Source organism: Vibrio sp. Vb2131 (assembly GCF_033338535.1).
Lineage (GTDB): Bacteria > Pseudomonadota > Gammaproteobacteria > Enterobacterales > Vibrionaceae > Vibrio > Vibrio alginolyticus.
The window spans coordinates 15,988-40,854 of the sequence record NZ_JAWOSW010000023.1 but is presented as its reverse complement, the minus strand read 5'-3'; the positions used below and the strand labels follow the sequence as shown (position 1 = coordinate 40,854).

The 24,867-nt window shown below is 46.9% G+C and carries 23 protein-coding genes; 14 read left to right on the top strand and 9 right to left on the bottom strand.

Annotated features, from left to right (window positions below; genetic code table 11):
* Positions 1-570: 570 nt before the first annotated feature.
* Together edd and R7E38_RS20040 are read right to left on the bottom strand one after the other, a co-directional pair.
* Positions 571-2,367 (bottom strand): phosphogluconate dehydratase, encoded by a 1,797-nt coding sequence (edd, locus tag R7E38_RS20045; protein WP_213912312.1) that lies wholly within the window; start codon positions 2,365-2,367, stop codon positions 571-573.
* The gene (locus R7E38_RS20040; RefSeq protein WP_047103696.1) at positions 2,367-2,891 is read right to left on the bottom strand and encodes a gluconokinase; all 525 of its coding nucleotides are present in this window, start codon (positions 2,889-2,891) and stop codon (positions 2,367-2,369) included. The genes edd and R7E38_RS20040 overlap by 1 nt, the downstream gene beginning before the upstream one ends.
* 153 nt (positions 2,892-3,044) lie before the next feature.
* On the opposite strand from R7E38_RS20040, the gene R7E38_RS20035 reads away from it, so the two are divergent.
* Both R7E38_RS20035 and R7E38_RS20030 read left to right on the top strand, forming a co-directional pair.
* Positions 3,045-4,421, top strand: coding sequence for a GntP family permease (locus tag R7E38_RS20035; RefSeq protein ID WP_012841240.1), 1,377 nt, complete (start codon positions 3,045-3,047; stop codon positions 4,419-4,421).
* Positions 4,422-4,430: 9 nt separating this feature from the next.
* A complete protein-coding gene (locus R7E38_RS20030) occupies positions 4,431-5,042 on the top strand; it encodes a bifunctional 4-hydroxy-2-oxoglutarate aldolase/2-dehydro-3-deoxy-phosphogluconate aldolase (protein WP_025624148.1) in 612 nt (203 codons plus the stop codon).
* Between the two features lie 105 nt (positions 5,043-5,147).
* Here R7E38_RS20030 and xapA read toward each other — a convergent pair whose 3' ends face one another.
* Positions 5,148-5,972: a xanthosine phosphorylase gene (xapA, locus tag R7E38_RS20025; RefSeq protein ID WP_005379149.1), complete on the bottom strand. Its 825-nt coding sequence runs from the start codon at positions 5,970-5,972 to the stop codon at positions 5,148-5,150.
* Between the two features lie 121 nt (positions 5,973-6,093).
* Here xapA and R7E38_RS20020 point away from each other — a divergent pair, with 121 nt between their 5' ends.
* The gene (locus R7E38_RS20020) at positions 6,094-6,999 is read left to right on the top strand and encodes a LysR family transcriptional regulator (protein WP_031815800.1); all 906 of its coding nucleotides are present in this window, start codon (positions 6,094-6,096) and stop codon (positions 6,997-6,999) included.
* Positions 7,000-7,080: 81 nt separating this feature from the next.
* On the opposite strand, the gene gorA is transcribed toward R7E38_RS20020, so the two are convergent.
* Positions 7,081-8,436 (bottom strand): glutathione-disulfide reductase, encoded by a 1,356-nt coding sequence (gene gorA / locus R7E38_RS20015; RefSeq protein WP_005379157.1) that lies wholly within the window; start codon positions 8,434-8,436, stop codon positions 7,081-7,083.
* Between the two features lie 259 nt (positions 8,437-8,695).
* The gene (locus R7E38_RS20010; protein ID WP_238852438.1) at positions 8,696-9,535 is read right to left on the bottom strand and encodes a 23S rRNA (adenine(2030)-N(6))-methyltransferase RlmJ; all 840 of its coding nucleotides are present in this window, start codon (positions 9,533-9,535) and stop codon (positions 8,696-8,698) included.
* Positions 9,536-9,934: 399 nt separating this feature from the next.
* Here R7E38_RS20010 and prlC point away from each other — a divergent pair, with 399 nt between their 5' ends.
* Entirely contained in the window at positions 9,935-11,977 is a 2,043-nt protein-coding gene (gene prlC, locus R7E38_RS20005; RefSeq protein WP_213893889.1) for an oligopeptidase A, read from the top strand.
* Between the two features lie 66 nt (positions 11,978-12,043).
* Here prlC and asnC read toward each other — a convergent pair whose 3' ends face one another.
* On the bottom strand, positions 12,044-12,508 hold the full coding sequence (gene asnC / locus R7E38_RS20000; protein ID WP_005389595.1) for a transcriptional regulator AsnC: 465 nt from the start codon (positions 12,506-12,508) through the stop codon (positions 12,044-12,046).
* A 113-nt stretch (positions 12,509-12,621) separates the two neighbouring features.
* Between asnC and R7E38_RS19995 the strand changes: the two genes are divergently transcribed.
* The 3 genes from R7E38_RS19995 (at position 12,622) to R7E38_RS19985 (ending at position 17,375) form a co-directional block, all read left to right on the top strand.
* Positions 12,622-15,747, top strand: coding sequence for an EAL domain-containing protein (locus R7E38_RS19995; RefSeq protein WP_318082043.1), 3,126 nt, complete (start codon positions 12,622-12,624; stop codon positions 15,745-15,747).
* Positions 15,748-15,836: 89 nt separating this feature from the next.
* Complete coding sequence (locus tag R7E38_RS19990; protein ID WP_005379162.1) at positions 15,837-16,616, top strand: class I SAM-dependent methyltransferase; 780 nt, start codon at positions 15,837-15,839, stop codon at positions 16,614-16,616.
* 186 nt (positions 16,617-16,802) lie between these two features.
* Positions 16,803-17,375, top strand: coding sequence for a hypothetical protein (locus R7E38_RS19985; RefSeq protein WP_213880019.1), 573 nt, complete (start codon positions 16,803-16,805; stop codon positions 17,373-17,375).
* Between the two features lie 69 nt (positions 17,376-17,444).
* Here the strand turns inward: R7E38_RS19985 and R7E38_RS19980 are convergent, their stop codons facing one another.
* Positions 17,445-18,323: a DMT family transporter gene (locus R7E38_RS19980; protein WP_238852440.1), complete on the bottom strand. Its 879-nt coding sequence runs from the start codon at positions 18,321-18,323 to the stop codon at positions 17,445-17,447.
* A 64-nt stretch (positions 18,324-18,387) separates the two neighbouring features.
* The gene (gene uspA, locus R7E38_RS19975; protein WP_005379165.1) at positions 18,388-18,813 is read right to left on the bottom strand and encodes a universal stress protein UspA; all 426 of its coding nucleotides are present in this window, start codon (positions 18,811-18,813) and stop codon (positions 18,388-18,390) included.
* A gap of 282 nt (positions 18,814-19,095) precedes the next feature.
* On the opposite strand from uspA, the gene ftnA reads away from it, so the two are divergent.
* The 3 genes from ftnA to R7E38_RS19960 all read left to right on the top strand — a co-directional run bounded on the left by ftnA (position 19,096) and on the right by R7E38_RS19960 (position 21,412).
* Positions 19,096-19,623 carry a non-heme ferritin gene (gene ftnA, locus R7E38_RS19970; protein ID WP_005379167.1) on the top strand — a complete coding sequence of 176 codons (528 nt, stop codon included), beginning with the start codon at positions 19,096-19,098 and terminating at the stop codon, positions 19,621-19,623.
* A gap of 91 nt (positions 19,624-19,714) precedes the next feature.
* On the top strand, positions 19,715-20,038 hold the full coding sequence (gene uspB, locus R7E38_RS19965) for a universal stress protein UspB (RefSeq protein WP_005379169.1): 324 nt from the start codon (positions 19,715-19,717) through the stop codon (positions 20,036-20,038).
* A 180-nt stretch (positions 20,039-20,218) separates the two neighbouring features.
* Entirely contained in the window at positions 20,219-21,412 is a 1,194-nt protein-coding gene (locus R7E38_RS19960; protein ID WP_005382944.1) for an NAD(P)/FAD-dependent oxidoreductase, read from the top strand.
* Between the two features lie 93 nt (positions 21,413-21,505).
* Here R7E38_RS19960 and R7E38_RS19955 read toward each other — a convergent pair whose 3' ends face one another.
* Positions 21,506-22,849 carry a sigma-54 interaction domain-containing protein gene (locus tag R7E38_RS19955; protein WP_005382945.1) on the bottom strand — a complete coding sequence of 448 codons (1,344 nt, stop codon included), beginning with the start codon at positions 22,847-22,849 and terminating at the stop codon, positions 21,506-21,508.
* A 436-nt stretch (positions 22,850-23,285) separates the two neighbouring features.
* Here R7E38_RS19955 and R7E38_RS19950 point away from each other — a divergent pair, with 436 nt between their 5' ends.
* From R7E38_RS19950 to R7E38_RS19935, 4 genes are all read left to right on the top strand, one after another.
* Positions 23,286-23,837: a BON domain-containing protein gene (locus R7E38_RS19950; RefSeq protein WP_042522589.1), complete on the top strand. Its 552-nt coding sequence runs from the start codon at positions 23,286-23,288 to the stop codon at positions 23,835-23,837.
* A gap of 45 nt (positions 23,838-23,882) precedes the next feature.
* The gene (locus R7E38_RS19945) at positions 23,883-24,059 is read left to right on the top strand and encodes a DUF1328 family protein (RefSeq protein ID WP_005379177.1); all 177 of its coding nucleotides are present in this window, start codon (positions 23,883-23,885) and stop codon (positions 24,057-24,059) included.
* Positions 24,060-24,067: 8 nt separating this feature from the next.
* On the top strand, positions 24,068-24,265 hold the full coding sequence (locus tag R7E38_RS19940; RefSeq protein WP_005379178.1) for a hypothetical protein: 198 nt from the start codon (positions 24,068-24,070) through the stop codon (positions 24,263-24,265).
* A gap of 104 nt (positions 24,266-24,369) precedes the next feature.
* Positions 24,370-24,801, top strand: a complete 432-nt coding sequence (locus R7E38_RS19935; RefSeq protein WP_017821107.1) for a hemerythrin domain-containing protein — start codon at positions 24,370-24,372, stop codon at positions 24,799-24,801.
* The last annotated feature ends 66 nt before the right edge of the window (positions 24,802-24,867 follow it).

Genomic DNA, 24,867 nt, shown 5'->3' with positions numbered 1-24,867 from the left:
AGGCTCGTCGGAATGACGGATTCATTTTTTTAGAAAGAGCAGTGACCAATCCTAAAGCTTGTCATTCTGAACAGCGAAGGACGAGCAAGATTCAGAATCTACCAACAAAAAGTGCTGTATTAGAGGGGATTTTCTCTGACGTCATAGCATGTCGATATTAGATTCCTGATCTCGCCTAGGCTCGTCGGAATGACGGATTCATTCGTTTTTAGAAATAGCGGTGGCCAATCTCAAAGCTCGTCATTCTGAATAGTGAGGGACGAGCGTGATTCAGAATCTACCAACAAAAAGTGCTGTAACAGAGGGGGATTTTCTCTTGCTTCACAGCACGTTGATAGTAGATTCCTAATCTTGCTTAGGCTCGTCGGAATGACGGACTCATTCATTTTTAAAAAGAACCGAGGCCAATCCCAACGCTCGTCATTCTGAACAGCGAGGGACGAGCGTGATTCAGAATCTACCAACAAAAAGTGCTGTGGCAGAGGAGTTTTCTCTGGCTTCACAGCACGTTGATATTAAATTCCTGATCTTGCTTGGGCTCGTCGGAACGACGAGGTCTTTCTTCTCGCCTTAAACAATAAAGCTTGCGCCTTCTTCTGCACTCGATACGTTTTGGCGGATCACGCTAAACAGACCTCGTCCCCAAGTTTGTTGGGTCGATTCGGTATCGAAATGAATCAACTCGCGACCAGTGGTGTCGCTTAAGTTGTTCAGTTCACCCGTTTGGCAATCCAGACGAATCAAATCACCGTTGCGCACCAAACCAATCGCGCCACCACGAATGGCTTCTGGAGAAACGTGAATCGCAGACGGAATTTTACCGGATGCACCAGATAAACGACCGTCCGTCACTAGCGCGACTTTAAAGCCCGCTTTTTGCACGTTCCCTAAAATTGGCATCAGCTTGTGCAGTTCAGGCATGCCGTTTGCCGCTGGGCCGTTGTGTGTGACCACAACGATGCAGTCTTTGTTCAGGTCGCCACGTTTGTACGCGGCCTCCACTTCGTGTTGGCATTGGAATACGATCGCTGGTGCCACAATCACGCGTTGCTCTTCTTTCACCGCAGACACTTTCACCACGGCTTTGCCTAAGTTGCCAGTCAGTACGCGAGTGCCGCCAGTATTTTGGAATGTGGCGTCTGGTTTGGCGATCACGTCACCGTCTTGGCTGCCTTGGCACGATGTCCAGGTCAGTTGGCCATCGACAAGGCTCGGTAGCGTCATTTGGTCTTCAAATTCACCAAACACGGGTTTCACATCGCGATGCAAAAGCTCGGATTCGTTCAAGCGGTGCAATAACGCAGGCACGCCACCCGCGTCTTGGAACGCGTTCATATCGGCTGGGCCGTTCGGGTAAACGCGAGCTAACAAAGGAACCACATCCGACAGATCGCTGATGTCTTGCCACGTGAGCAAGATGCCAGCAGCACGCGCCACGGCGATCATATGAATGGTGTGATTGGTACTGCCGCCAGATGCAAGTAGAGCGATGATGCCGTTGACCAAGCTCTTTTCTGTGACCACCTCGGCCAGCGGACGAAAGTGTGCAGAACCCGCCGTCATAGAGGCGATTTTCAGAGCTGCGTGATCGGTTAACGCTTTACGCAGTTGGGTATGGGGATGAATGAATGCCGAACCTGGCAGCATCAAGCCCATGGCTTCGAACACCAACTGGTTGGTATTGGCGGTGCCGTAAAATGTACACGTACCCGCAGAGTGGTAAGCGCGACACTCCATATCCAGCAGAGCGTCTTTGCCGACTTCTCCCGCTGCGTATTTTTGGCGCACGTCGACTTTCTCTTCGTTGCTGATGCCTGTTGCCATCAGACCCGCTGGCACAAACGCCGTTGGTAGGTGTGCGTAAGACAGCGCGCCCATCAGTTGCCCCGGTGCGATTTTGTCACAGATGCCAAGCAGTAATGTGGCATCAAAGACATTGTGACTCAAAGACAACGCCGTTGATTGCGCAATTAAGTCACGCGAAAACAGTGACATATCCATGCCGGCTTGACCTTGAGTCACCCCATCGCACATCGCTGGCACACAACCTGCGACTTGCGCTGTATGGCCGTAGTCCGCCAGCACTTTTTTGATTTGTGCTGGGTAGTCTTGGTACGGCTGGTGGGCGCTCAACATGTCGTTGTAGGCGCTGATCAGCGCGACATTGGCATGAGTAAAATCGAGAATATTTTTCTTTTCAGAAGAGCAAGAAGCGGCGACTGCATGGGCTAAGTTACCACAAGATAAACCAACGCGGCCTTTGCCCGCTTCGGCTTGCACTTCGGTGCGAGCAAGAAACGCAGCGCGCGCTTCACGGCTGCGCTCGGTCAAACGCTGTGTGACCTCAAGAACAACAGAGTGAGTCATTACGCCACCTCGATCGCTTGCATTTTGATTAGCTCAGTAGCAGAGCGTTCCACCACGTCGCTGATGTCTCCGTCGATACTGACGATCAGAGTTTGAGGCTCGTTGTCTGGGCGCTCTAGTGTCTCGAATTGGCTCTTCACCATGTTTTCTTTCATGAAGTGGCCTTTGCGCATACGCATGCGATTAAGGATCAACTCCATATCGCCATCAAGGAACAAGAAGGTCACGTTGTTGTTACCTTCGCGGATCTGATCGCGGTAAATCTTTTTCAGTGCTGAACAGACAATAATGCCGTGTTCGTTTTTGCTTTCTAGGCTGTACGCCGCATCACGAATGCGTTCTAGCCATGGCTTGCGATCATCATCGTTCAGAGGCTGGCCCGATGCCATTTTCTGAATGTTCGCTCGTGGATGAAGATCATCACCATCAATGAATTTACGCCCTAGCTTTTTCGCTAGATGCTCACCAATTGTGCTTTTACCACTAGCACAAACGCCCATAACGATGACACTACTACCAGCCATAACTTATCCTCATAACCAAATTTGCGCGTGATCTCAATTTTTGAATTCACTTTAAAATATGGGTTTATCTTATTCATGTTATCGGTAACATGTTACCGGTAACTGAAATAAATGTGAACCATAACACAAACAATAATTCTTAAAGGTGAACCTATGGAGCAATTAACCCAAGCCCCAGATCCTACGTTCCTACTGACGATTGCAGGCCTTGCCATTGCAGCGTTACTCGTTCTGATCATTAAACTGAAAGTCCATGCTTTTGCTTCCCTTACTATGGTGAGTTTAGGTACGGCAATCGCCACTGGCGTTCCTTCAGAGAAAGTCGTATCGACCATGATGGGCGGCTTCGGCGGCACGCTGGCTTCCGTGGCATTGCTGGTTGGTCTTGGTGCGATGATCGGTAAAATTCTTGAAGTGACTGGCGGTGCGAAAGTGCTGGCAGACACTTTGATTGGTCGCTTTGGTAAAGAGCGCGCACCATTTGCTTTGGGCGTCGCTTCATTACTGTTTGGCTTCCCAATCTTCTTCGATGCTGGCCTTGTAGTGATGATGCCAATCATCCTAAGTGTGGCGGCTCGTTTTGGTGGCTCACCAATTAAATACGCGTTGCCTGCAGCTGGTGCTTTTGCGGTTATGCACGCGTTTGTTCCACCACACCCAGGTCCGGTTGCAGCGGCAGAATTCCTTGGTGCAAACATCGGTCTGTTATTGGTGGTGGGTATTCTGGTGGCTATTCCAACTTGGTACCTTGGCGCTTACCTATTTGGTTTGTACGCGGGCAAAAAATTCGATATCCCACTATCTAAAGCCTTCTTTAATGGCGAAGCGATGGTGGATGAGCGCAACGCACCAAAATTTGGCACGGTTATGACCATCCTTGTGCTGCCAGTCCTGCTAATCTGTTTGGATACGGTACTGAACACACTGGCGGTTGCGGGTGTGATTGATGGCAAAACGGCACTGGTTGAGTTCCTACGTATGCTAGGTAAAACTCCAGTCGCGTTGCTGATTACTTTGATTGTCTGTCTGGCTGTGTTTGCCAAAGACTACGGCATGGCAAAACTAGAAAAATTGTGTGGTGAGTCATTGGCTCCAATCTGTGGCGTTATCCTAGTAACGGGTGCTGGTGGCATGTTTGGCGGCGTACTGCGTTCAAGTGGTATCGGTGATGCACTGGCTGACGTTCTTACAGACACAGGTATGCCTGTGATTGTGGCGGCGTTTGTGATTTCAACCTGTCTGCGTGTTGCTCAAGGCTCGGCAACGGTAGCGCTAACCACTACGGCAGCTCTTATCGCGCCAGTTGTGGCTGCATCAACAGGTTTGAGTGAACTCGACCTTTGCTTTATCGTAATCGCGATTGCGGGTGGTGCAACGGTACTGTCTCACTTCAATGACTCTGGTTTCTGGTTGGTATCTCGTTTGCTTGAGATGGATGAGAAAACCACATTAAAAACTTGGACGGTAATGGAAACGTTACTTGGCGGTATCGCGTTTATTATCGTCGCAACATTAAGCTTTATTCTTTAGAGGTTCCCCATGACAACACTTGAACAACGATTAAGAGATATCAAAATCGTCCCAGTTATCGCAATCAACGACGTAGCACACGCTCTGCCACTGGCAAAAGTGTTGGTAGAAAACGGTTTACCATGTGCGGAAGTGACATTCCGCACCGAAGCGGCGGCGGAGTCGATTCGCATCATGCGTGAAGCGTACCCAGAATTGTTGATTGGCGCGGGCACCGTTCTGACCACAGAACAAGTGGATATCGCGATCGAAGCGGGCGTGGACTTTATCGTTAGCCCAGGCTTCAACCCAACCACAGTGAAATACTGTCAGCAACGTGGTGTGACTATCGTACCGGGTGTAAACAACCCAAGCTTGGTTGAGCAAGCGATGGAAATGGGTCTGCGTACGTTGAAGTTCTTCCCTGCTGAGCCATCAGGCGGCGTAAACATGCTGAAAGCACTGACGGCGGTTTACCCTGTGGAATTCATGCCGACAGGTGGCGTAAGCCCATCCAACGTGGAAGATTACCTAGCGCTGAAATCGGTTGTGGCTTGTGGCGGTACTTGGATGGTGCCAACCGCAATGATGGACAACGGCGATTGGGAAGGCATTGCTGAATTGGTGCGCGCAGTTAAGTAAAACGCACAAACGGCTCCGAAATACCCCCGAACGTTAGAAAACGTGATACGAAAAAGGGTCATCAAGTTACTTGATGACCCTTTTGCTTTTTGGAATGAAACGGCTTTAGAAGTGATGCTTCATAAAGCGCTTAATAAAGCGAATGAAATCTGCTTCGGCTAGCTTCGCGCACTTCAATGTTTGGGCGTGAGACAATTCTACATCTCCCAAGCCTTCTGCCATGTTGGTGATCGCACATACTGCCAATACGGGTAAGCCGCAATGCGCCGCAGAAATCACTTCTGGCACGACCGACATACCCACCACATCACCACCGATGATTTGCATCATGCGGATTTCGGCTGCGGTCTCAAAGTTGGGGCCTGTGTAAGAGACAAACACGCCTTCATTCAGGTGAATACCATTGGCTTTGCCGACTTCAAACGCTTCTGCGCGCAGGTCTTTGTCGTACGCATTGGCGAGGCTGAAGAACCTCGGGCCGTACTCTTCATCATTCGGACCGATCATTGGCGATTCAGGCATGGTGTTGATGTGGTCATGAAATACCACCAGAGAGCCGACATCAATACGCTCAGGGCGAAGTGAGCCTGCCGCGTTGGTGACGAGCAGAAACTCACAGCCCAGCTTTTTAAAGGTTCGTACGGGTGTTGTCATGACCTTCATTGAGCCGTGTTCGTAGTAGTGACCGCGACCTTTCATGCACACTACGTCTACGCCGCCCATGGTGCCAAGTACCAACTCACCAGAGTGGCCTTGCACGGTGCTAACCGGAAAGCCTTCGAGCTCTTCGTATGGAATGACCACTTTGTCTTGTAGCTCGTCTGCCAATACGCCTAAGCCTGAGCCTAAAATAAACGCCGCTTTAGGTTGGAAGTTTGGTTTGCGTTCGCGAATGGTTTGTAGCGCGCCGATTACTGGATCGTGATTCATGTTAGTCACCTTCTGGTTGTGTGTTGATTCCATTGTGTGACTTTCTGCGCTGGTTATCTTTGCTTTATTCGCTACTATCATCCTTAAAAAGAGGATGATGAAATTCACTAGGACTCAATGCATGAAGTCAGAACCATTTGAGCGCGTGACGCTGAAGATGCTGCGTTACTTTTACGAGGTCGCACAAACCAAGCATTTCACTAAGGCGGCCGAGAACCTCAATATCACCAATTCGCCGTTGAGCAATCGCATCAAAGAGTTGGAAGAAGAGCTTAACGTCAAACTGTTTGAGCGTGATTCAAGAAACGTCATGCTGACGGAGGCCGGGCGATTGTTGGAGTCCAAATGCCAACTGATTTTTCAGACCTTGGATGTCTCGCTCAATCAAGTGCAGCAAGTGGGCTTGAACCAGAGAAACATTTTGCGAGTTGGTGTGGTAAGTAGCGCATTTTGGGGCGGATTTGATCGTCTGTTACAGCGTTTCCATGCTGAGCATGACACTTATCACGCCGACATTTTTGACCTCAACCCAGAGACGCAAAAGAAGCATCTGAGCGAGAAGAAAATTGATGTGGGCATTGTGCGTTTTGCCGATGCACTCAACATTTATCCGTATCAGTCGGTATCTTTGGGCAAAGATGTGTTTGTGGTGGCGGTGTCGGAGCAACATGAGTTAGCCAGCAAATCTTTGCTGCGGCTCCAAGATTTAAAGACGTGTGAGTTTGCGTTTATGAGTTTGGCGAATTCAGCCTCGGCAAACTTCATCATCAATGCCTGTCTGCAAGAAGGCTTTTCACCCCATATTGGCAAACAAGTGGTGGAGCCAAGCACCTTGATGGCGTATGTAGCAAACAGCAATACCGTGACGTTGGTGCCGTCGACGTTTTCTCAGCATCATTGGCATGGGATTCGTTTTATCAAGCTGAAAGAATCACTGCGTGCAGACTTATGCCTGATTCATGACGGTAAGCAGGAGAGTGCTATCAAAGCCGAGTTTATTCGCACGTTATTGGAGAATGCGAGTTAAGCATGGGCAAACAAAAAAAGGTCATCCTAAGATGGCCTTTTCAAATGATTCGCTGAAATCAGCAATGCGATTAGCGCGCAATTAACGCATCGTTACGAACTCTTCTGAGCCCGTCGGGTGGATAGCCACAACAGAGTCGAAGTCTGCTTTGGTTGCGCCCATCTTCATTGCTACGCCGAAGCCTTGGATCATTTCATCTACCGTGAAACCGATGCCGTGTAGACCAACAACCGTTTCTTCTTCACCCGCACATACAAGCTTCATCTTACATGGTTGACGGTGCTTAGTAACGGCGGTGTACATCGCCGTGAAGCCAGATGTGTAGACTTTGATGTTGTCTTTGCCGTACTTCTCTTCCGCTTCTTGCGTTGTAAGACCGATAGTGCCGATTGGTGGGTGGCTAAATACCACAGTTGGTACCAAATCGTAGTCCATCTTCGCGTTTGGTTTGTTGTTGAACAAACGCTCAGAAAGTTGACGACCCGCTTTCACTGCTACTGGTGTTAGCTCGATACCGCCTTCCATGATGTCACCCACACAGTAGATGCCTTTCACGTTGGTTTCTTGGTATTCGTCTACCTTAATGTAACCTTTTTCGTTCGTTGCAACACCAGTTGACGCTAGGTTGATTGCGTCTGTCGCTGGGTGACGACCGATTGCCCAAATCAGTTGGTCAACGTTTTGGCTTTCACCGTTTTCTAGGTGCAGAGTTAGGCTGCCATCGGCTTCTTTTACCACTTCTTTTGGTACAGAGTGGGTGTGCAGTTTTGGACCTTCTGCGTCCATCACTTCAACCAACGTATCGATGATCATTGGATCGAAGCTACGCAGTGGTGACTCTTTACGTACGAACAGGTGCGTTTCTGTACCTAGCGCGTGCAGTACGCCAGCAATTTCAACTGCGATGTAGCCTGCGCCAACAACCGCAACGCGTTTTGGTTGCTCTGCTAGGTCGAAGAAGCCGTTTGAATCGATGCCGTATTCAGCGCCTGGAATGTTTGGAATAGTAGGACGACCACCAACCGCGATCAGGATGTGATCTGCTGTGTAGTGTTCACCGTTTACTTCGACAGTTTTTTCGTCAACAAACTTAGCAAAGCCTTTAATCACGTTTACTTTGTTGTTGCCAAGAACGCGATCGTAAGATTGGTGAATACGACCGATGTATGCCTGACGGCTCTCAACCAGTTTGCTCCAGTCGAAACCTTTCACGTCGACATCAAAACCGTAATCTTCTGCGTACAGGTTCATTGCTTCTGCGATTTGCGCGCCATGCCACATCACTTTTTTCGGTACACAACCTACGTTGACACAGGTACCGCCAAGGTCTTGAGCTTCGATTAGCGCAACTTTCGCGCCGTACATCGCCGCACGGTTTGCAGATGCGATGCCGCCACTGCCGCCACCGATACAGATATAGTCAAAATGAGTCGCCATTACTTTCTCCAAGAGCTTATAAATTTTATCTGGTACATAGATAGATTGGGATGACCTTGCCCGAACTCAATGCCACCGTTATCCCACTATCATAAATCGAATTCGACTAATTCCTAAATGGGAAAAAGCGACAATACTTATGACAAATAGCGATGAGAGGCACAAAAGGAAGAATAAGCACGATTGGAGGGAGAAGGTGAGAGCATAAAAAAGCGCAACGAGAATATCGTTGCGCTTGAAGATATCAGTACTGAAGTGCTTACTCTGGCACAATCCAGTCCACTTTCCAGTGGCCAGTTGCTGGTGCGATCGCGTCTTGCAGGAATGGCAGAATCTCTTTCATCTGGCTTTCCAGTTTCCATGGCGGGTTAATCACAATCATGCCGGATGCCGTCATGCCGCGCTCGTTGGTATCTGGTGCAACACCTAACTCGATTTGCAGAATTTTACGAATGCCCAGTGCTTCCAAGCCTTCGATCATATCTTCGATGTCGTGACGGTTTACCACTGGGTACCAAATCGCGTAGATGCCGGTTGCCCAACGTTTATGGCTCTGATGAATCGCTCGCACCACATCACGGTACTCTTTCGCGAGTTCGTATGGTGGGTCAATCAGCACCAAACCACGACGTTCTTGTGGCGGTAAGCTTGCTTTGAGGCGTTGGAATCCGTCCTCTTTGAAGATGCTCACTTGGCGATCACGATGGAATTCTTGCTCTAACAATGGGTGATCGGCTGGGTGCAACTCGGTCAGCACCATGCGATCTTGTGGGCGGATTTGCGCGCGCGCTACACGTGGTGAGCCTGGGTAGTAACGCAGCTTCTCGCTGTTGTTGAGCACTTTAATGGCATCGATGTAGCTTTTGATGTCTTCAGGAATGCTTGGGTTATCCCAAATGCGTGCGATGCCTTGTTTGTATTCGCCCGTTTTTTCAGACCATTCGTGAGTCAGATCGTAACGGCCCACACCCGAGTGGGTATCGTGATAAACGAATGGCTTATCTTTTTGTTTCAGCGCATCAAGAATGAGGCTTTGAACGATGTGTTTGACCACGTCGGCATGGTTGCCAGCGTGGAAGCTGTGGCGGTAACTTAACAAATTAAACTCTCGAAACACTCTTTGGCTGAGTGTGGTCTGTGATTTTCACTCTATGGCGGTATTATACTCAAGTAACTTAAAGATGTAGAACTTCCAATCAAATCTGTTCCTCTGATAAGGGGACGCTATTGAAATTTCTTTAAGTCACCCACACTTACTATTGGTAATCGAATTGAACTAGGTGAGTTTCTCGCACTCAAAAGGGTGTGAAATTTCATTTAGGTATAACAAGACTCAAGGACAGAGTAGCGCTGGTTGACTATAAGATGGTCATCGCGGCATAGAGAAAGGGAACGGAGCTCCCCCAATCCATGTTGCTGGCTCGTCTGTACATTGAGTTGGCCTATCTACACAAAATAGACAGGCAATCACAGAGTCAAAACACAAAAGGAATTATTCATGTCTAATCCTCTTCTGACGTTTACGGACCTACCTCCGTTTTCTCAAATTAAACCAGAACACATCAAGCCTGCCGTTGAGGAAGCGATTGCTGACTGCCGAGCAAAAATCGATGAAGTTCTACAAGACAACGCTCACCCAACTTGGGACAGTGTGATTGCGCCAATTGAAGAAGCGGATGATCGCTTAAGCCGCATCTGGTCGCCAGTGGGTCACATGAACTCGGTAGTGAACAGCGAAGAGCTACGTGAAGCTTACGAAAGTTGCCTACCAATTTTGTCAGAGTACGGCACTTGGGTTGGTCAGCACAAAGGGTTGTACGAAGCGTACAAAACCATCAAAGCGAGCGAAGAATTTGCAACGTTAACTCGTGCCCAGCAGAAAACCATCACTGATGCACTGCGTGATTTCGAGTTATCAGGCATTGGTTTGCCATCCGATGAGCAGCACCGTTACGGCGAGATCAGCAAACGTATGTCTGAGCTGAGCTCTAAATTCTCTAACAATGTGCTGGATGCCACCATGGGTTGGACCAAGCACATCACAGACGAGAAAGACCTAGCAGGTATGCCAGAATCGGCGCTGGCAGCAGCGAAAGCTGCCGCAGAAGCAAAAGAGTTAGATGGTTACCTCATTACGCTAGATATCCCATCTTACCTACCTGTCATGACGTACTGCGATAACCAAGAGTTGCGTAAAGAAGTGTACGAAGCGTACGTGACGCGCGCTTCTGATCGAGGTCCAAACGCAGGCAAATGGGATAACTCAGAAATCATTACTGAGCAGCTAAAACTGCGCCATGAAATTTCACGTATGCTAGGTTTCAATACTTATAGTGAAAAGTCGTTAGCAACAAAGATGGCTGAAACGCCGGATCAAGTGCTGGGCTTCCTGAATGACCTAGCGACACGAGCGAAACCGCAAGGTGAACGTGAAGTCGAAGAGTTACGTCAGTTTGCGAAAAGTGAGTTTGGTGTTGAAGAGCTGAACGTTTGGGATATCGCTTACTACAGCGAGAAACAAAAGCAGCACCTGTTCCAAATTTCGGATGAAGAACTGCGCCCATACTTCCCAGAGTCAAAAGTCGTGAGCGGTCTGTTTGAAGTGCTAAACCGCGTGTTTGGCATGACCGTTACTGAGCGCGAAGGCGTAGACACTTGGCATGAGTCCGTGCGCTTTTTCGATATCTTTGATGCTGAAGGCACACTCCGTGGCAGCTTCTACCTAGATCTCTACGCTCGTGAACACAAACGTGGCGGCGCGTGGATGGATGATTGTCGTGGTCGTCGCGTTACGCTATCTGGCGAGCTGCAAACGCCGGTTGCGTATCTAACGTGTAACTTCAACCGTCCTGTAGGCGACAAACCAGCACTGTTCACGCACGATGAAGTCGTGACGCTATTCCATGAGTTTGGTCATGGAATCCACCACATGTTGACGCAAGTTGATACAGGTGCTGTTTCAGGTATTAATGGCGTGCCTTGGGATGCGGTTGAGCTACCAAGTCAGTTCCTAGAAAACTGGTGTTGGGAAGAGGATGCGCTGGCGTTCATTTCTGGTCACTATGAGACAGGTGAGCCGCTACCGAAAGCGATGCTAGACAAAATGCTCGCAGCGAAAAACTTCCAATCTGCGATGGGTATTTTGCGTCAGCTAGAATTCGGCTTGTTCGATTTCACGCTTCACACCGAATATGACCCAGAAGTGGGTGCGCGTGTACTGGAAACTCTGGCGAAAGTGAAAGAGAAAGTCGCGGTAGTTCCTGCGGTTGAGTGGGCGCGTTTTTCACACAGCTTCGGCCATATTTTTGCCGGTGGCTACAGTGCGGGTTACTACAGCTACCTGTGGGCTGAAGTGCTGTCGTCAGACGCGTATTCTCGCTTTGAAGAAGAAGGCATCTTCAACAAAGAGACGGGTCTAAGCTTCCTGAACAACATCCTAGAAATGGGGGGCAGTGAAGAGCCAATGGAGCTGTTTAAGCGCTTCCGTGGCCGCGAGCCACAAATCGATGCACTGTTGCGCCATTCGGGTATTGCGGCGTAAATTGAGCAAAAAACATCAAGGCCAACCGTTCGGTTGGCCTTTTTTGTACAGTTTTTATAAAAAATTTTACGGATTTACGTTTCGGTTGATCGGGTTCTGCAACGATATCAATGTCTCTGTGGACTGAACCTCATCAATGGCTTGCAGCTTGTCGATCAGTACAAATTGCAGCTCTTCAATCGATTTGCACATCAATTTGACGAATATGTTATACGCGCCCGTGGTGTAGTAAGCTTCAACGACTTCGTCGAGCGCGTTGAGTTTTTCTAACGCGGAGTGGTAATCACGAGCTGCATTGAGGTTAATACCAATAAAGCAGCACACATCGTAGCCAAGCTTTTTGGTATTGATGATCACCTCCGTTCCCTCGATGATGTCAGCCGACTTCATCTTCTCGATACGCACATGGATAGTGGCAGGGCTGACATCGAACTGCTTTGCCATTTCTGCGTAGGGCGTTCTGGCGTCAGCCATCAGTGTTTTTAATATTGCGCGGTCAAGGTCGTCGAGTTTCGGCAGGCTCGCATTCATACTATGATTTCCGTTAGGGATAGAGTTTTACCTCCCTTTTATACTCATAGCGGATAGGATTCACAAGGTTTGGCAGGAGTAACTGCGGGTTAACTCCGAGCTATGGAGATAATGTGCAGCGTTTTCTGGTTATTGCCGCGCTATGTTGGAGCGCGTTTGCTACGGCCTCAGATCCGAAGGTGTTGGTCGTGCACTCCTATCATCAGGGTTTTTTCTGGACGGACTCCATACAGCGAGGCATCGAGCAACAGCTGGGCGATCGAGCGCTGGACATGCGTGTGCTCTATCTAGACTCGAAACGTAACCAGAGTGAGCAGTTTTTTGCGCAACTAAAATCCTTGTATCTTACGAAATTACGCAAAGAGCGATTCGATGCCATTTTAGTGAGCGATAACAATGCACTTGAACTCATGCAGCGTTTAGCCCCAGTCATCAAAGACACCCCAGTTATATTTAACGGCATTAATAACTACCATCCTTCTTTACATCGTTCTCTGAATGCAACCGGAGTCATGGAAGATGTCGATTTGGAAGCGAATCTCGCTCTTATTGAGCGCTTACATCCGAACTACACACAAGTTCTCATCGTCAGTGACCACTCGGTGACCGGTGAGGTGTTGCGTTATCAAATCGACAATTTTGTCCTCAAGTTCCCGCAATATAGAGACAAAATCGTACAACTTGTCCCAGACAGCATCATCGATCTAAAACAACAAGTCGCAAAACTGAGTTCCGATAAAGTCGTCTTGTTCTGGACCTATTACCGAGATAAACAAGGTATGGTTGGCAGCGAGCGTGACTGGGTTGGTGTCAACAAAGTCTCAAACGCGCCGCTGTTTATGGTGCATGACATTGGTTTGGGTCATGGCGCAGTTGGAGGGGTTATTCAAAGTGGTTATCGGCATGGTATTGAGAGCGCAGAGATGCTTGAATTCGTTTTGGATAACCCTGATCAGCCTCTGCCTGCGGTGAAAAAAAGTGATTCTGAAATAAAGCTCGATTACCAAGCGGTAGCGCGTTGGGGATTGGGGGCTGAACAAGAGGTTTCTGCGGTATTTTTTAATAAGCCAATGAAGCTTTCTGAACGTTTTGCCAAGGAAATTCGCCTGTTTGGTAGCCTGTTTGTGGTGATGTCGGTGGTCATTTTGCTGATGGGTTATTATTTACAGCGGATGCGTCGAAGTGAGAGCGCTGCGCGAGAAAGCCAGGCTATTCTAGAATCGATTTTCGATCAGAGCATGCAGTATATGGGCATTTTGGATGCCAACGGTGTGCTTAAATCGGGCAACGATCACCTTCAATCCTTACTTTATCACCAAGGACTGCGTTTAGACCGACCACTTTGGTTTCACCCCAACTGGAGTGAAAAAGCACAAGCGTTGCTTGAGGAGTATTTCCACGCGCCTCACCATCAAGTGTCGACGTTTGAAGCTGAAATTTGGAGTAAAGAACACGGCGCATTGGTGTTAGAAGTTTCGCTCAAGCCTTTTTCTCAGCAAGTAGGGAATCATAAGCAATACTTGTTTGAAGCGCGCGATATTACCAGTCGTAAATTGATGGAGGACAAGCTCTACCAACGTGAGTCAACCCTACGCAACTATTATGAGCAGCAGCCCGTGATGATGGTGACGCTTGATAGTAATAACCGAATTCAAGAAGTGAATCGATTTGCTCAACTACTTCTTGGCTACAAACCGATGGACATGCTCGGACATCGCCTGAGGGAGTTCTATTTTGATGACAAAGTGCTGTTCCCTCGCCAAGTGTTATTGCAACCCAACCAGCAAGTGCATGGTGTTTGGCGACGTGAAGTCGAGTATCGTCATGCAAATGGTCATCGTGTTTGGGTGCGCGAGAATATTCGTCCGCTGAGTGAATCTGAGCAACTGCTGATTGTGGGCGAAGATATTACCGAAACCAAACTGCTTTCCGAGAAATTGGAATACCAAGCTCGCTATGACTTACTGACGGGGACTTATAACAGAAACCATTTTGAACTAGAGCTTAAGACCGCACTGTGCGAAGTGGACAGCCATCGTCGAGTCCACGCAATGTTGTACCTCGACTTAGATCAACTAAAAGTCCTCAATGATACGGTTGGGCATGATGCAGGTGATGCGGCGATTCAATTCTGCGCAAGTATGCTGGAAGGCGTTCTGCCGTACAATTCCATCTTGGCTCGAATGGGAGGCGATGAGTTTGCGGTTTTACTCAAAGACTGTGACGAATATGGCGCCATCAATATTGCCAAACTGATCATCTCGACACTAAGCGAACACCTCTTTATTTGGGAAGACACACGCCTGTTCATCAGTTGCTCAATTGGTATCCGTATCATCGATCATACCGCTGATACGCCACAAATGGTGCACGCTCAAGCAGGCTCTGCTTGTCACGCCGCTAAAGAGCAAGGCCGTAACCGCTATAATCTATTCAGCTTAGATAACGAAGAGTTGCAGCGTCGTCAGATGGAAATGCAGAGCGTCAATTTGGTGCATGAGGCATTGTCGAATCAACGTTTAGAACTGTTTGCTCAACCGATAAAAAGCTTACAAAAGCACGAGACTCAAATGTATTTTGAGATTTTGGTGCGTATTCGCAATGGGTACGGTGATTATGTTTCTCCTGCGCTGTTTATCCCTGCTTCCGAGCGCTACAACATTGCCCATTGGATTGATAAGCAGGTTATTACTCAAACGCTAGAGTGGTTTGAACAGCGTCCTGAGGTGATTGAACAGCTTGGTCGCTGTTCGGTAAACCTTTCAGGTCAATCTATGGGGAATCAAGAGTTTATTGACTTCTTATTGGAGCGATTGGAAAGTTCGACTCTGCCGTGTGAAAAAATCTGCTTAGAAATCACCGAGACAGCGGCGATGAGCAATCTGGATCAAGCCATTGAGCTGTTTACCAAGCTAAAGTCTTTGGGTTGCATGATTGCATTGGATGATTTCGGATCTGGATTGTCTTCATTTGGTTACTTAAAGAAACTTCCTGTCGATATCGTGAAAATTGATGGTCTTTTCGTGCAAGATATCAACATAAATGAAATGGACCGCGTGATGGTTCGTTCAATCAATGACTTGGCGAAACAGCTCGGCAAAGTGACGGTGGCGGAGTTTGTCGAAAATGACCAGGTTATGCAGCATTTGATAGACCTCGGTGTGGACTACGGCCAAGGCTACGGTATTGGCCATCCTAAGCCGCTTTCTGAGCTAGTGGAGCAACTGACGGCTGTATAACCTCTGCGTAGCAAGCTCAACCTAGCATTAATAGGTAACTTAGGTATACACTCAGCGCCAGTTACCTCGATTTTTATTGGAGCCTCCTTTTGCAACTGCAATTGATCTGTGAAAACCCGTCTCAACAATCTCATCTTGATGAACTCGCTGCGCGTTGGCAGCTTTCACACACTGACGATAGCGATTTTGCTTTGGTGCTAACCACCGAGCGTTTGGAGCTACGTAAAGTGGATGAGCCAAAGCTGGGTGCAATCTTTGTGGATTTGATTGGTGGTGCGGTCGGTCATCGTCGCAAGTTCGGTGGTGGTAAAGGCCAGGCAATTGCGAAAGCTGCGGGGTTGAACAAAGGGGCAACGCCAACCGTGTTAGACGGCACGGCAGGTCTTGGTCGTGATGCGTTTGTGCTCGCCTCGCTAGGTTGTAAAGTGCAGATGGTCGAGCGTCATCCAGTCGTAGCGGCTTTGTTAGATGATGGCTTGGATCGAGCGAAACAAGACCCAGAAATCGGCACCTGGGTATCTGAGCGCATGTCGCTAATCCATGCTTCTAGCCATGATGCGCTGGAACAATTGGCGCAAGATAAAGACTTTGTCCAGCCAGATGTGGTGTATCTTGACCCGATGTATCCGCACCCAGAAAATAAAAAGAAGTCGGCGCTCGTGAAAAAAGAAATGCGTGTTTTCCAATCGTTGGTTGGCGCTGATTTGGACGCCGATGGCCTACTAGAACCAGCCATGGCGTTAGCCACAAAGCGTGTAGTAGTTAAACGCCCAGACTATGCTAACTGGCTGAACGAGAAAAAACCGACCATGGCGATTGAAACGAAAAAAAATCGCTTCGATGTCTACGTTAAAGCATCGATGGCATAACTTCCTGACGGCTCAACTTTTCTTGTCACAGTACGGTGTATCGTGCTGTGACTCATCCTCTCTTTCCTCGTCTCTATTGATAGTTTTCTCTTGCTAATTCCCTTCCCTGACTGTATATCTAACTAAGAATTATTATTATTTCACTTGTTGTGATGCGGTCGATAACTGGGAAGCTGGAGTAGTAGAATGGCTAAACGTTTATGTAAAATGAGTCGCAAACAGATCGCGGCAGAACTTGGTGATATCCATCGTTTAGTTGTCGCACCAAAATTCGTTTGTCGTTCTTGCGCACGCTCTTCATCGGCCAAAGATACCCTTTGTAAGCCAGCCGCAATTCCTCCACAAAAATGCCAAGACAAGCCATTGAGTGAGCAACAAGCATGTGGCTTATTGGTTGAAGCTCTGCCATCACAAGCGATTCCAGTGACCACTAAACAAAGCAACGAAAAAGCCGCGATTGTGAAGCGTGTTGTTGAGCGTGTGAAAGAGAAAAAACAAGCCGAAAAATCTCTGGAGCCAGTAAGAGCCGACGCACCAGTATGGTTTGATTTAGCGGATAAAAAATCGCTCAAGAAAGCGAAAAAAGCACTGAAAAAGCACTATAAGCAGCAAAAGAAGTTGCTAAAAGTGGCGAAAAAACAACAAAAGTTACTTAAGCGTCAGCGTAAACTGGAAGCGCGTAATGCGAAACTAGAAGTGTTGCTGCCAACGCCACCTAATGCTTTGATGAACGCAATCTCACAAGCCAAAGTGCATTAATCAAATAAAAAAACGCTCTCCAGTCGGAGAGCGTTTTTTATTGTCGAAATGTTTATAGGATTAGCTGCGTTACTTATTGGCGTAGCTCATCTCTACGCGCTTTTTCACCCAGGTTTCGTTAATCCATAGGGATAGCATGATGATCGCACCGCCAATGGCGAGTCGCATGACATCAACATCGCGGTTCCAAATCACAATGTTTACAATCAAGCCCGCCGGAACCAATGCATTGTTCATTACTGCCAGTGCACCTGCGTTCACCATAGTCGCGCCTTTGTTCCAAGCAAAGTAACCAAAACCAGAAGCAATCAACCCAAGGTATGTCAGAATGCCCCATTGTGTTGCAGTGGTAGGTAGTTTGTCGAGGTTACCCATGAGCGCGAAAGCCACGGTTGCTACACAAAATGCACCTAAGTAGAAGTAGCCAAACACGGTGTGTTGTGGCAAATCGACGGGTTCACTCTCCATGATATATTTGTAGCCCACCTGACCGATGGCAAAGCAGAGGTTTGCTCCTTGTACGACCAAAAAGCCCAGTAGGAAATCTTCATTAATGCCTGCAAATTTAATCCAGGCGGCACCAAATACGGCTATTGCAGCGGTAACTAAGTACCAAGGTGAAAAGCGACCTTTCAAGAAGTCATAGATTAGCGTGACGTAAATGGGTGTGAATACGGTGAACAGCAATACTTCTGGCACGGAAAGGAGCAAAAAAGATTGGTAGTAGAAGCAATACATCAAGCCGAGCTGGAAGCCACCGACGGTCATCAGTTTCGCGATCAGGGGTTTGCTAACGCCACGGAATTTCAAAAAGGGAATGAAAACCAGGCTCGCCAGTGCCACGCGCATGAACACCGAGAACCAAGAATCAACCTGACCGGCGAGGTAAACGCCGATCAGGCTAAATGAGAATGCCCAAAGTAGGGTAACTGCGGATAGATAAGCCATGGATGAGAATCTTTATCAACAACAAATGTGCCCGCAGTCTAACCAAGTTTTATCGCTGCGCCAATCAGTCTTTTAGCGGTACGACCAGCATATCGACTGGTGAGCAGTTAATCAGCTGTCGAGTCGAAGATAGAATCTTGCTCCAGAAATCTTGGTGATGACCACAAACCACCAAATCAATACTGTAATCTTGAATGGTATCGCACAGCTCATTACTCAAATCGCCACTACCGACTAAAGTATGGGCAATTGGGTATTGCGCATATTCAGCGAAGTTTGCCAATTGTGTGCGCGATGCTTCCATTGCTTGATGTTGCGCTTCTGCCATATTGATATCGATAAGCCCGGTGTAGAGTTCTGCGTAGTTCACGTCGATGTGAATAAAAGAGACTTTCGCATCCAGAGGTTTAGCCAGTGATACGGCTTTCTTAATCAACACTTTACTGTCGTCTGAAAGGTCGACTGCCACAAGTATGTGTTTGTAACTCATATTGCTATCTCCTTGTAAGGTCATAGTTTTAGATTAGCACCAACCCCAAAAAAAATTTGCTGAAGTGATCTCATATCGGTGCCGTAGGTACAAAGTCTTGTCTCAGTAATCATGTTATAGTGGCGTTATACCCAAGTGACTTTGATATGCTGAAATAAGCGTAGTGTTACTGACTAGAGTTGAAGTGAAACTTCGCCGTGTCTGCCAGACCAAGCTATTCTCGCAGCGTCATTTATTTCGAGGTTACTTGGGTATATTGCATGCACAATAATAGGAGTTAACATGCTGTCTCAAACTATGGTCGAACAATTGAATGAGCAAATTAACCTAGAATTTTTCTCATCCAATCTATACTTACAAATGAGTGCTTGGTGTGAAGACAAAGGTTTTGAAGGTGCGGCTGAATTTTTACGCGCTCACGCCGTAGAAGAAATGGAGCACATGCAACGCCTATTCACTTACGTGAGTGAAACTGGCTCAATGCCAATCTTAGGCGCTATTGATGCGCCAAAGCATGACTTTGCGAGCCTAGGTGACGTTTTCCGCGAGACATTTGAACATGAGCAAATGATCACGGAAAAAATCAACAAACTGGCGCACGTTGCATTTACTAGCCAAGACTACTCAACGTTTAACTTCCTACAGTGGTACGTGTCAGAACAGCACGAAGAAGAGAAGTTGTTTAAAGGGATTTTAGATAAGATCGAACTGGTAGGTGAAGACGGTAAAGCGTTGTTCTTCATTGACAAAGATCTAGCACAAATGGCGAAAGAAGGTTCATCTTCAATCATGGATGCTCCAGCTGCGTAAACGCGTTTTGGGACGTTGTAAGTAGCGGGTAAAGACGAAGTGTTGATCGTCTTTTTCTCTTGAGCATTGTTGAAGATGTAGGGAGGAAAAGATGATCAGTGGAGACACAATCTTATTTGCGCTAATGGTGGTAACTGGAGTTAATATGGTCCGGTATCTCACCGCTCTTCGTTCTCTAATTTATATCATGCGTGAAGCGCATCCGCTGTTATATCAGCAAGTTGATGGTAATGGTTTTTTTACCACTCATGGAAATGTCACCAAGCAGGTGAGGTTGTATCACTACATTAAAAGTAAAGAATATCATCATCACCACGATGAAATTTTTACTGGTAAGTGTGAAAGAGTGCGTGAATTGTTTGTTCTATCGACCGCGTTGCTCGGCGTGACGCTACTTGCAGCCTTCATTCTCTAAGAGTCAATAATCTAGATAGTTGTTCTGTCTGAGATTTTGCGGACATACAGAGCGCTTAGAGTTTAAGCGCTTTTCCCTTTCGGTATTTGTCGGTAGAATGTCGCGCCTAGAAAGCAAGGATGTGCAATGTGCACATCCTTTTTTATTTTGATTCGATACCAATCAGTCTAAGAGCTACCGATGAGTAAGAAATTTGATGTTGTTGTAATTGGCGCAGGCGCAGCAGGTTTAATGTGTGCTGCAGAAGCAGGCAAGCGAGGCCGCCGTGTTTTGGTGCTCGATCATGCTAAAAAGCCAGGACGTAAAATCCTTATCTCGGGCGGTGGTCGTTGTAACTTCACTAACTACGACGTTTCAGCTAATCACTATTTGTGTCAAAACCCGCACTTTGTTAAGTCGGCGCTCTCCCAATACACTAACTGGGATTTCATCTCGATGGTGTGTAAACATGGCATTGAGTTCGAAGAGCGTGATCACGGCCAGTTGTTTTGTGTCGATGCATTTACGGCCAAAGATATCGTGAAGATGTTGTTAGCTGAGTGTGACATGCCGAACATCGAGCAGCGTTACCAATGCGATGTTCATTCGATTGAAAAAATTGATGAAGGCTTTCGTTTGCATGCTGGTACTGAGATTGTCGAATGTGAGTCTTTAGTTATCGCAACAGGTGGCTTGTCGATGCCAAAACTGGGAGCGACACCATTTGGTTATAAAGTCGCGGAACAATTTGGTCTTCGAGTTATTCCAACCACGGCAGGGCTTGTACCATTTACTCTGCATAAAGAAGACAAAGAAGACTTTGCTGAGTTATCTGGTATCGCGGTACCTGCGGAAATTACGGCTGAAGATGGCACCATGTTCAAAGAAGCCCTGCTCTTCACACATCGTGGGTTATCTGGTCCAGCAGTGTTACAGATTTCTTCATTCTGGCGGGCCGGACAAAAGGTGTTGATCAATCTTGTGCCAAACGATGATGTTGCTGAGTTATTAGAACGCAGTCGTGAGAAGCATCCAAATCAGTCACTCAAGAATACGCTTGCCAAAGTGCTGCCTAAGCGTCTGGTTGAAGTCTTAATTGAACGTAAAGAGCTAGTCGATAAACCGCTAAAACAGTTCAATCAAAAGGAGCTTGCGGCGATTGTGGAGCGTCTAGAGCATTGGGATATCGCCCCGAATGGCACTGAAGGCTACCGAACTGCGGAAGTGACACTAGGCGGTGTCGATACTGATCACTTATCCTCGAAAACCATGGAATGCAAAGACATTAAAGGGCTTTATTTTATTGGTGAAGTGATGGATGTGACTGGTTGGCTAGGGGGCTACAATTTTCAGTGGTGCTGGTCGAGCGGCTTTGTTGCGGGGCAGTGGGTTTAATCAAACACCAAACGCAGCCTAACTGCATAAAAGATAAGATACAAAAAGAGCACTGAATAAAATTCAGTGCTCTTTTTGTACTCCCATAGCGAGTTACTCGTCTTGATACTTTTCGAGTTTGTTATAGAGCGTTTTCACGCTAATGCCTAACTCCTGCGCTGATTCCGTTTTATTGCCTTGATTCTCTTCAAGGGTATTGAGAATGGCGGCTTTTTCTAGCTCTTCTAGCGAAACGCCCGCCGGAACAAGGTCTTCGATGCTGGTGCCTGTTTCCAATGGTGGTGTGTCGAAGATAAGATGTTCATCTCGGATGGTGTCATCAGCCAAAATGAATGCACGCTCGATCGTGTGTTTGAGCTCACGGACATTACCTGGCCAGTCGTGTGCAGCGATTTTTTGGATCGCAGAGTCAAGAATCGTTTTGGTTTTTGCCTCATTGGCGTTGCGGTGCGCAATAAAGTGCTTGGCCAGACCTACGATATCACCGCCTCGTTCTCGCAGTGGCGGTATCGTTAATGGGAAATGCGATAAGCGGAAAAACAGATCTTCACGCAGGAACTGCTCCTCAATGGCGATTTTAGGATCACGGTTTGTAGCAGCAATGATGCGAGTATTAGCGATATGAACCGTATTACTGCCAACTGGGCGATACTCTCCGGTTTCTAGCACCCGCAATAGCTTCACTTGATGCTCGATAGGCATCTCGGTGATTTCATCTAAAAATAGGGTGCCGCCCTCTGCCTGCTTAAATACACCTTGGTGAGTTTTATTTGCTCCGGTAAAAGCGCCTTTCTCATGGCCAAACAGTTCACTATCAACCAATTCAGGGCTAATGGCACCACAGTTAATCGCTATAAAGGGCTGTTGTTTACGCTCACTCGCTAAGTGGATGGTCTGCGCCACCAGTTCTTTGCCTGATCCACTTTCACCGACAATAAGGACGTTGGCTTCTGTTTTAGCAACGCGCCTGATCATACGATAGAGCTGATGCATCGGAGAGGAAGAGCCGACCAAAAGACCAAATTGGTCAAGATCGCTGGTGGACACTTTACGCCCTTGATCTTGTTTGTGTTGATAGTACTGGCTGACTTCGCTCAGGGTGTCCGTCAGAATGGCAATATCAACGGGCTTTCTGTAGTGAAAAATAGCACCCAAGTTCATCAGCTTATCCAAGTTCTCGTTTGGAGCGCCTGAGCTAATGATGATCAAGTCCATATCGTAGATGTCTTCGATATTAGAAAGACGTTGATAATCTGCACTAGTAAAGTGGGCGACTTCAACAATCGCAACTTCCGGTTTGAGTTGTAGGAAATCTTCAATCCATTGGTCTGCGGCATCGATGTCATGCAGACGAAATTTGTTCAGTTCCTGGCAAGAAGCGATGGCATTTTTAAGTGATGGATCTTGTATTCTTAGAAACAGGCTTGGCATCGACATAGAAATGTCCTCTTTACTATGACAGAAACAATGTACGTGGATTATTCTCACTTCACAAGACAAAATATTGTCAGCATAGATTTAAGGATTTGTTCGGTATTTTTATGTTATTAGCCCCTTTTTGATATATATCGGTGAGAGCCATCAGTAGATATTTCCTTTTGTTCAGATTTTTATTTTTAAAATAATAATTTTGCTATTAATTGATTCTGGAGAAATAGCCTTTCTGTTTTATCAGGTTATTTAGGCACAAGTGACGGAGGCTTTATCACCGATTAAAAATTACATTTTTTACGTGTAAATAATTCATGCTTATACTTTATTGCTCATCTCATTTTTACCTCTTTCCTTTATTAGTCACTTAAAAACAATGAGTTATAAAGTTGGCACGTGGTTTGCTCCTAGGGAAGTGCAACGTCAATAAAGGAGAATTACCATGAATAACATCGCAGCTAAAATTGTACTTACGTCAGTTCTTGCTACTTCATCTACAGCAGTCTTAGCGAGTGATAAATGGGAAAAAGAATCCATGGACGCTTGGCTAGATGGTAAAGCTGAAACCACACTACTGCTAAACAGCAATCTCAACTCTTTTGATATCAATACCGATGTTGAGAATCAGGTCGTTACCCTTTCTGGTTCGGTAAACAATGATCTTGAAAAATCACTTGCCGAAGAGCTTGTTACTGGTCTTGATGGTGTGAAAAAAGTAAACAACGAATTGTCAGTAGTGAATGAAGGCAAGAAAGAAACTGATTCAGAAGCTTTAGCTACACTGACCGATTCTAAAATCACGACTATAGTTAAAACGCGCCTACTAATGGATACCAATGTGAGTGGTACGGATATTGATGTAACGACAGAACGCAAAACGGTAACGTTGGCAGGTCAAGTTAATTCAGATGCGGAGCATGATCTTGCAATTTCAATTGCAAATAACACCAATGACGTAAATAAGGTGATTGATAAGCTAGAAGTGGTTCAATAATAGCGAGCCGAGTGATTTAACCCACTTTTATTAGGAGGTAACACTATGGTTCGTTGGATGTTTATTTTTCTGGCACTGGCACTAATTTCTGCACTATTAGGCTTTACTGGTATTGCAGGAGCTGCTGCCTCTATCGCGCAAGTGATATTTTACCTATTCCTATTGTCATTAATTGTATCAATAGTGATTGTTCTGCTGGGAAGAAAAAACGTAAATAGATAGGAGATTCCATGCGACTTACGTCATTTATTTACCGTATCGCCGCAGTATTCGGTTTGGTGTTTGCGTTGGCAGCTTGTAGTGAAGAAGGGCCAATGGAACAGGCCGGCAAAAAGATAGATGAAGCCGCCGAAGAAACCCAAAATGCGATTGAAGATGAATGTGAAAACATTAAAGAAAACCTAAACGCTGAAGACCAAGACTGTTAGCCGAATCAGGTTAGGTTTTTTACGCATAGCTATGTAAGAGAGGGGCGGTCAATAACCGCCCTTCCTTTTGTCCCAATTGTTTACAATCAGATAAGGAGTCAAAGATGAAAAACATATTTGATGTACTGAAAGAGAGTCATGAAAAGCAACGCCTTTTACTCGATGCTCTGATGGAAACGTCTGGAGATTCCCCCGCTCGTGAAGAGTTTTATCACAACCTTAAAGAGGAACTCGAACAGCACGCAGCGGCAGAAGAGCGGTTTTTCTACGCGCCTTTAATAGATAGCGATAAGACCATTGATCTCACTCGCCATGGCATCGCAGAGCATCATGAAATTGATAAAGTGATTGCACAGCTTGATGCAACCGATATGAGCTCGCCAGCGTGGCTCAACCTAATGAAAACCTTGCGTCACAAAGTGTTGCACCATCTTGAGGAAGAAGAGCAGCGTTTCTTCCAGTTAGCCGGTAAGGTAATGACCGATAAGCAGAAAATGAAACTAGCGGATGGTTATGTTGAAGAGATGGTAAGCTAGGTAGAGTGTTGGACCTTTTCGTGCCATTTCGGCACGGGAAGGCACTCAATCAAGGCGTTAACTAAA